Annotated in this window: 6 protein-coding genes; 1 reads left to right on the plus strand and 5 read right to left on the minus strand. The window is 36.2% G+C overall.

The window, feature by feature from the left end:
- Positions 1–334: 334 nt before the first annotated feature.
- Complete coding sequence (locus ACKI4K_RS00035; protein WP_407421023.1) at positions 335–1,852, minus strand: BspA family leucine-rich repeat surface protein; 1,518 nt, start codon at positions 1,850–1,852, stop codon at positions 335–337.
- Between the two features lie 98 nt (positions 1,853–1,950).
- On the opposite strand from ACKI4K_RS00035, the gene ACKI4K_RS00040 reads away from it, so the two are divergent.
- Positions 1,951–2,604, plus strand: a complete 654-nt coding sequence (locus ACKI4K_RS00040) for a hypothetical protein (protein WP_407421025.1) — start codon at positions 1,951–1,953, stop codon at positions 2,602–2,604.
- Here ACKI4K_RS00040 and ACKI4K_RS00045 read toward each other — a convergent pair.
- The 4 genes from ACKI4K_RS00045 to ACKI4K_RS00060 all read right to left on the minus strand — a co-directional run bounded on the left by ACKI4K_RS00045 (position 2,599) and on the right by ACKI4K_RS00060 (position 9,244).
- Positions 2,599–2,943 carry a hypothetical protein gene (locus tag ACKI4K_RS00045; protein WP_407421027.1) on the minus strand — a complete coding sequence of 115 codons (345 nt, stop codon included), beginning with the start codon at positions 2,941–2,943 and terminating at the stop codon, positions 2,599–2,601. The genes ACKI4K_RS00040 and ACKI4K_RS00045 overlap by 6 nt on opposite strands.
- Before the next feature lie 4 nt (positions 2,944–2,947).
- A complete protein-coding gene (locus ACKI4K_RS00050) occupies positions 2,948–3,118 on the minus strand; it encodes a hypothetical protein (protein WP_407421029.1) in 171 nt (56 codons plus the stop codon).
- A gap of 116 nt (positions 3,119–3,234) precedes the next feature.
- Positions 3,235–4,179 carry a hypothetical protein gene (locus ACKI4K_RS00055; RefSeq protein ID WP_407421031.1) on the minus strand — a complete coding sequence of 315 codons (945 nt, stop codon included), beginning with the start codon at positions 4,177–4,179 and terminating at the stop codon, positions 3,235–3,237.
- Between the two features lie 511 nt (positions 4,180–4,690).
- Positions 4,691–9,244 carry a DUF4062 domain-containing protein gene (locus ACKI4K_RS00060; protein ID WP_407421033.1) on the minus strand — a complete coding sequence of 1,518 codons (4,554 nt, stop codon included), beginning with the start codon at positions 9,242–9,244 and terminating at the stop codon, positions 4,691–4,693.
- Between the last annotated feature and the right edge of the window lie 91 nt (positions 9,245–9,335).

Raw genomic sequence — 9,335 nt, forward strand, 5'->3', positions numbered from 1 at the left:
TTAAATAATATTTATTTTAGATATTAAGAAAACAATTTCTGAATTCTATAAAATAACATACCATAACTACAAAAAATCAAAGATTAAAAGAATTAATTTTTAATTACTTTTAGTTACAAAAATAGAAAACTGTATATGCTAACAAAATGAGTATTTAAAAGAGATAAAGTTAAGACTTTAATGGCCTTCCTAGGTATGTTCACAAAAAAGATTCTGGATAACGCTTTCTTTTAGAATTTCGAGCAACACATTCCTAAAAGAAAGAGCTTTTACTTCCACCATCTGATAACATTTACACCCATATTTCTCCAATTTTTTATTAAAGATATTTTAATTAATTTTTTAATTTTTTAAGAGCAATCTCTTTAGAAGATGAACTTATATCCTCCCCAAGCAATCTTTTCAAATAATATTCATTTTCAATATTGGCCACCAAACTCTCTTCACAAGCCGAATTTGAGCCATGCAAAGCTTTTAAAAGAATTTCATAATTTCTTATTCCTTTTATCGCCTGATTCCTGATTTTTTCATTATCAGAATTTAAAGCCAACTCGCATAAGAAATCATCATCCCTAATGTGTCTTATGGCTTCGACGGAAACTTCCTCATCAGAGTCATCACAAACCATTTCGGTTAAAACGCCTTCATCCTGGATTTTTTCACAGGCAATGCAGCGTATGTAACTGCTCGGATGATTAAGAGCAATCTTTACCAGATAATCCTGACCGGTTATATTTTCACATGCCCTTTTCATGACAGGTATTGAATCATTCCTAAAAGCAAATGAATATAGCAATTCATCATTTTTTATGCAGTCCAGAGCATCCAATTTGGCTTTCAGGCCAACATCCTCATCCAATACCATATTGAAATATGCTCCTTCAAAATGCGGAACCTGTTCTGCCATAAAATCGATGATCAATCCGCAATTTTTGCAATAGTATTCCATCTGCTCAAAGTCAAAGCACAGATTGTCGCTTCCGCATTCCGGACAATTTGCAGGGAAATAATTTAGGATTTCACCGCAGCTATTGCAAACCAGATGCCCGTCTTCACATGTCATGTCAAACTTGCCGCAGCGAACACAGCCGACCACCTTCGACAAATCATAAAAGACTGTTGAAAGCGAGCTTAAGAGCTTGTCTTGCCAGTTGCTATAAAAAGTCATCCTATTTTCAACGCTGCAATACTTGAACATGTTCTCAAATATGCAATCGTCATTTATATCCCAATCAAGGATTGGGGTCAAATCATTGAAACTTGAACACAATGCGAACATATAATCCATGTCCATGACATCTTTAACGTCCCATGATTTCAATGGATTGAAATTTGACATCTTCCCGCATCCGTAAAACATCGAATTCATATCTATCACATTTCCAATGTCAAACGATTCGATGCCTGAAACAAATTCCAGATTTTTGCATTCTGCAAACATAAACTTCATATCAGCCACATTGCTTGTATTCCAGCTATTCAAACCGGAAATGGTCGTTATATTGTCCAGCCTATAGAACATGTAGTCGAGGGAAGTGATTTCTGGTCCAACATTTTGAGCGACAATTGCCTTTAGCTTTCTGAAAGGATTTATATGGAAAAAATTAGAATAATTTTGGTTGGCCTTTTCATAATAATACTTGTATAAATCGCCAACACCAGATAAATCTTCACTTATATATAAAATATCCCTCAGATATTCCACATCATCCCAACTGTTCAGGTTAGTTCCATCCTTTAAAACAATTAAAATCTTATGCTTCCCCAAATCATAAATGCTGGGAGCTGTAGTGTTTGAGTTTTCAAAATCCTTTAAATCATTATTATAGAACAACTCGGATTCATTTCCCATAATTAATTTTATGTCAATATGCTTATTTAAGTTAATGAAAGAATTCTATTTATACCATTTAATAGGGAACATGGACAAATAATACACTAGTGTTTAAGATGGCATTGGAAAAAGGGTTAAGATTTAGACTATTGTTATTGAAAAGATATAATATAAATCTTAAAAAATACTTGGAAAACAGGAAAATAAGGAAATTCTGGCTAAGCGAGGATGACATTGACAAGGTTCTCGAATTTGCATCAAAAAGAAATCATGACAGGGACAGATTCTATTATATTTACTGGAAAAAGGCAGACCAGCTATGCGGACTTGAAAAATACGGAGAAGCTTCAGACTACTACCTGACTGCAATCGACAATGTAATTTCAAACTCATATAAGAAAAACAAATCAAAATTCAAATCAGGGCATTATGACCTAATATTGGATAACTACAAAAGAGCGCTGAGCTGCCTTGCTAAATCCAACAGGTTCGAAGAGCTCGACTATTACAAGGAATTGAACATCTATTCGGACACCGGCGAACCTAAGACAAATGAAGAAAAAGGGGACTACTTCCTCAAACACGGACAGAATGACCTTGCCTACAAGTATTACAAAAAGGCATTCTCGGAAATCAACTCAAGAGCCGTTGCAAGGCAATATGACTATGACCCATATGTGGACGGATACCTGGAGGACAAATATAAGGAGGAGTTGGAAAAACAGAATGACGATTTGAGAAGGGTTCGTAAAAAAATCAATTCACTATAGGTTATCCGCTTTCCTTTTTGCGACTTCGGATACGATTCCCCTGTCGCTTCGTGAAATTTCCTCCAAAGCAGATCTGCTTCTAATTCTTTCAACCGCCCAAACGGCAACATCCTCACTTGAATCATTCAAAGCGACATTTTTAAGCATATCCTCATCATCCAACTTCATGACATAGGCCCTTCTGACCCTTTCATCAGTATGGCCAAGTTCACTGCCAAAAGCATTTATCAGTTTTTCCTTAAGGAAACTTAAAAATGCCAGAAAAACAATCACACCCAAAACAAACAGGAATGAGCATGCTATAAACCAGTATATCGATACGAACAGCTCCCCTGCCATATAATCACCTCCAGCATGTCAGATTTGTCCAATCTTTCATGACATTCAATACATCCGAACCATAGATGCCCGAAGTGGTAGTGTTTAACTCTCCAGATTCTTTTAAATATTCGCTTTCATCAATATTTGAACGTTTTTGCTTTAGACATCCCATATAAACATCTTTTGAAGACATGATTACATCCAATTCCGTTACACCGTCAATGGTCTTTTTGTCAATTCAAGTATTTAAAACAAGCAAAGTTAAAACTTTAGATAAGATTTGAACCTGGGGTTTTCACACGCATCATGCTAAATCATGAAGTCGGGCTTGTTTTTGTTTTGATAAGCATACCACGTGCTGTTTTCAATCAGAAATTCACGTGCCAGAAAGATCAGAAGTTCCTCGCTTTCCCCATTTTGCAAAATATCACATTCGACCTTTTCATACAAGGCCACCATCCTCCTGTGGTCGCCTATGCGGTTTGACAATGACATCTTTCCGTAGTAGCTTCCGGTAAACAATGAAACTGCAGACATAGTTCCCAGCACTATCTTCAAAATCATGCGAACCACTCCAGCATTGAAATCAACAGACGAGGAACTATAAACAAAAAGTTCGAACAGAACTGCAAAAACATAACTAAAAAGGGTTACGATAATCACTATCCTTGTAATGCGGTCATCCCTATGCTTTTTGGCTTCGGATCTTATCAATGCATTTTCATGATAAGCCTTTTGGTCCCGAATCCAGCAGTCCAATACCGATTTTCTCTCACCGGTCTTCACCTTTGGAAGTGCAGAAAGCATTTCTTCAATCCAGGGAATGTCCATCCTGATAAACCATGGCAAAATATCGGCCACATACTTATCTATGCCTGAAACAGAAAGGAAAAACTGAACACGAAGCGTTTCTGCAAGAACCCTATATTCCAGATATTTTCTATGGCAATCCATGCGGTTTGCCATCTTATGGATGATGTACAAAAAGACAATGAACACCACACAGGCAAGAATGAGGCCGTATAATGCAGCCGCACTATAAAGAAGAAACGCAATAGTAAGCAATGTTCCGACAATTGCCAATTCCAAAAGGATTTTTCTGTGCTTTTGAGCATTTTGAATGCTTAAAGTATCAGCCGCTCCATACAGTTCATCAATTTCCCTCAATGCAGGATTGGTGACATTGTCCGCAATATGTGAAAAGGAAATTCTGCAGTCTTCCATGTCCTTATAAAAAATATCCTTCCTGTCCATAATCACACATGAAACTCTTTTTGTGTAATGTTTTAGATTTTTTCTTTAAAAAATTTTTTGAAAAGATATTATTGAACAGAATCATCTGAAAAAAGACAAAAGATAAATTAGATGGACAAAAACAAAAGCAGCATGATGGATTTCACATGACTTAAATTATGCCATCGCAAAATCATAAATGGTAACGGCCCCCTAGTTTTTCACCGGAATCATTTTCCATGACTTCCCCGCTCACAAATTCTATATCCCCAGTGTATTGACTAATTGCAATTTAGAAAATAATAATCCCGAAAGTATTGTTCACTATAATTTCGATAGTGAAGTATTCGATAATGTATTTATCCAATTCAACAGCCGATATGAATGTTATTTTAGGATTCGATTCCTGTGGATGGGCATGATTTCATATTATGTGAAACTTTTAGGCTTGAGTATCTTCAAGGACATCCCAAATATTTTACATTAATTTATTTTATATTACAAAACAGGACCTTTTGAAAATTCCGGTCCATTATTCGAAACCAAAGAATCTCACATTACCCAAAGCGTCTCCTACAACCAATTTGCCATCCTTAAGGCTGATTGAAGTGGCGAAAATGTCCAAGTAATAGATATATCTACATTCTTTACTGCCAATATCCCAGAATTTTATGGTATTGTCTTTACCTAAACTGATTAATTGAGATTCATCAACGTAAAAATTAGTTACTGCTTTTTCATGGGCATCCAAAGTTTCATGACTGCTCAAATCCAAATCCAGAATTTCAACAGACCCATTCTCATAACCTGCAATTACCTTATCACCAGAGACTTTAATCTTGGTGACTGGAGAATCAATTTCACAGAAAGCATCTCCGCTCGGATATCTTACAATGCTTCCATCCTCAAATCCGACATATGCATCGTCGGAGTCGAATTTGGTGGCCAATGTTGTTGCAGCCTTATCGAAATTGGTTTCGCTACCGCCAATGGATAACTTATCTTCCTCGATGAATACGATTCCTGAACTGTTTTGAGCAATGTCAATGATTTCTTTGGAATTGGTGGTTTCCTCACTCTCCAATTCGATTGATTCATTACCACTATTTTCCCACATGTCATCACTGACAGTGCAGGAGGCTATCTTGTAAGTCTTTCTGCCGTCTTTTTCGGCCTTAACACCGGCCAAGACCAATTTGGAACCTTCACGATTATAGGAAATGGAATTGCATCTGAAATCGTTTGTAAACTTATTTTTAAATTCTTCAGCATCCAAATCCCAAGTGAAGATTTCACCGTTGTCTGATGCGGTAATCATATGGCTGCCATCGATTTTAACAGACAATACAGACTCAGCATGCCTTATGGCATCGCTTTTTTCAACCTTTTTATTCAAATCTATGACACTTATATCATTGTTTTCATTTCCGACAATGATCCACCTATCAGTTCCGTCAGTGTGATAATCAATGGCAGTAGGTGATTTGATACCTGTTTGAATATCGATTACAGCATCGAATTGAGGACTTCTAGGCTGAGGAATGTCCCACACTCTCATCACACCCATATCGGAGATGGTTACAATCTCATTTTCATCTTCCAATGTGATTGCCTGTGTGAACTTGTCGTTCGGGCTGCAAACCTGCGCTTCGGCAATGCTTTCTCCACCGCCGGAGTTTTTGAGAGTGTTCCAGAATTTCATCTGACCATTCTCCGAAATCAGTGCCAAAAATCTCTTGTTCAGTCCCATGAATCTTATTTCCTCTGATGAATCCAATTTTGTACCAGACTCATCATCATCGTTTTGCTGATGCTGCTTGTTGTATGCCTTTCTCATTTCATATACGTCCCATCCATCAACTTCCCTCTCATCACAGACAAGAATGGCTTCGTTTCTTCTTGGAACCAAGATTTGGTTGTAGTTTTTATCTTCGATGTCTTCCTTTCTCAGTTCCTTAGTGTCCAGGTCAATTGAAAACACACCTGAATGTGAAGACGCATAAATCTTCTTGTAGGTCTTTGATAGGTAGATGTCTGTGATTTCCTCATCGATTTTGGGATACTTATCATCGTCATCCTTGAATATCGACCTGTTATTGATGTCCCATTTGTTTATTTGGCCGTCATCTGATGCGATTAGCATGTACCTATTGTCATCGGAAGGAATTATCTTAATGATTTTTGAATTCAAATTTGAATCCTCAAAATCATTGTTTTCCAAATCAAATACATTAAGTGTACCGTCAGCATTTGCCAAAATAAGCAATTTATCATCAGTGACTTGAATGGCTGAAGTTGATTCAGTCCCATTTATTTTAGGCCTTTTTATAATGGAACTTTTCGGAGAGTAAAGGGAATTTGATTTTGGTTTTAAAAGCATATTGGAAGAATCCTCTTTTTCGATTTCATCGATAATAGGCATTATAATCTCATCATCCCTCAAATCAATCATCCTTCCATATAATTGGGTAGCTAATTCCTCTTTACTGTCAACCAATATCGGTGCTGACAATTCCAATGCCCTTCCAATCAAAACGATTGAATGGTCATCCTCACCTTCAAGGAACGGATGTTTGCTGCCGTCTTCAAAGTCCTTGAACTGATAATCAACAATCAAGTTGTTTATGTCACTGAGTTCCAGTTTATTTTTTATGAATGAATATGATGATAGGACTTTTTTCAGCCTGTCAAAGTCTCTTGACTCATTGATATGATATGGAAGCTCATTATATGACCTGATATCCTTGCCTTGGAAATAATAATCATCATTATCACTTCCCAATGCCTCTTTTAGGAAATAATCTGCAAGTAAAGCATTTACGTTAATCAATTCGCCGGAATCATCTGTGAAGTAAGACTTCAATTCCTCATTTCTAAGAATATTGTTTCTGGAATACCTTTCCTGAGCTGCCAATTTAAAGCTTTCATAGAAAAAGTCATCCCTACCTTCTTTTCTTGCCATGAATTGTTTTACTTGCCTTAAGTTAAGACTGATAGTGTCTTTAATATACTCTTCATCCAAGCCTGTTTGGGCTTTGATAATTGCAGTCATTTCATCCCTGGACAAACCCACTCTTGCATTAGCTAAAAGTGAAAATATTAAAGGAACTAATGGTTCACCTTCAGCGAACTCTTCATCAGCTTCTAATCTTTCCAGAACATGGTTAAATGCAGTTTTAGGAGACCCCTTATTGTCAGAATCCGGGTTTTCTTCAAAGTCATTTTTAGTGAATTGTTGAATCTCATCTTTTAGCTTCTCAAATGAAGCGAATACTCTGAGTTCGGAAAGCAATACCTTTAGGAAAAGTGGGTTTTTGGATGCTTCAAAACCACATATGGTTTTAATATCTTCCTTGTCCAATTCTTTCAAGTAATTTTTAAGATAAGAATTGATGATTTTGGTCTTTTCATTTTCACAATCTTCCAAAGCCTTTAGCTTGAAACTGTAGTTCTTATAATCTCTGCCCAAATCATCTTCATGGCCTTCTTCAAAATAACCACAGAAAGCGTCCCTGCTTTTTATGCTTTTGAGTTTTTTTGCATAATATTCGTCCTCATCATCCTCTTTGCAGGAAATTATTATCTTTAAATTTGATGTTTCTGGTGCAGGCAGCCATTTTAGCATTTCCAAACCATCAGGCATCTGATTAACTGCATCAATAATAATTACAGATTTTCCTTTCTTTGATATCCTATCCAGAATATCCTTGATGGATTTTTTAAGTTCATCGATGTTTGATGGTGCCTTAAAATCCACTTCCTTATCAATTTCGGATTCCCTGATGATTGTATCCCACAACAGGAAAGCCTTTGAGCTTAAATTAGAAGCTCCGCAGAATCTTTTGTAGATGGTTTTTTGATTTTGGTCATTTTCAGATTTGGCTTCAAGCATATTGGCGAAATTTGCAAGAAGCATTGTTTTACCAAAACCGGCATCTGAAGAAACCAGACAAATCCTATTTTCATCTTCATCTTCGACATACTTGCTCAATATGTCGATATCATTCTTTATTTCAATGTAACCTTCACTGTTGAGGTAGGCAAAGTTGTTTTGCTGATTCAATTCATCATAAAGGATTCTTTCTTCTTCAGATGAAAAATCAACCTCTTCGAAATTTTCAGGAAATTCAAACATCAACTGCTCTTTCAACTGTTCAATGATAACCTCATTCAAAGGCCTGTCGATTTTAGATTCAATGTCTTCACTTTCTTCAATGAGGGAAATGTCTTCGTAGTTTTCTTTGATTTCTTTAAAGTTGGTCAATCTTCCTTTCCATTCATCATTCACATATCGTTTAACAACCTTATAGCCCACATTGCTTGTAAGGGCTTCTATTGCAGGGATTTCCTTGGTTGTATCCCAATCCCCAGTATATTTTGTTATTTCAATGTGGACCTTGTTTTCATCTTCATCAGGAAGCTGGTCTTCCTTCTGTTTTCGTTTTATGATCTCATCAATAATGTCTTGGGAAGCTTTATCTGTTTCTCTAATAATTTCTTTGGTTTCATCTGACAAATCAACGAATTTGGCAGTTTCTACATCAAATTCTCCTTTTTCAATATCCACCAATTCATAATTTGTATAAACTCTTTTTTGAGCATCAGTAATGTCATTTAAAGAGGATTTGTCCCTTATGAAAAATAGGGAATGGGTTGTTGGCAAATATTCTTTTGGAGTATTGTCTTTGGTATTTATCATGAAATCTTTTAACGGGCGAAGCAATGCATGTTCAATTTCCATTTCAGTAGCGGAACGACCTTCATATTTAGCAATATCCTCATATCTCTCTTCTGTTTCTTTGCTGATGTCATTGTTAAAGTCTGGAATCCAACCTCTTCTTTGCGCTAAAAAACATAAGAAAAACGGACGGCTCTCATCAATGTTCAAAAGACATTTTTCAATTGTGCTGTCCTGCGGAGCATCTTCCGGAACACCCCACCTCAAGTCAATGGTGGACAAATGAATCTTATACTTTTCACACCATTCTTCAAGTTCCGGGAAAACCTTTTTGATAAGATAATCCCTTTCCGCATGCATGTCAATAAAACTGCTGCTTATGAATATCTTTGCATATTCCCATTTCATGATAATCCCACTTAAATTAATGAATAATATTTATATAAGGATAGTTATTAAAAAACTCATTAATAAGATTTATTTAATTATTTAAAAAATT

The organism is Methanobrevibacter sp. (genome assembly GCF_045644645.1).
Lineage (GTDB): Archaea > Methanobacteriota > Methanobacteria > Methanobacteriales > Methanobacteriaceae > Methanocatella.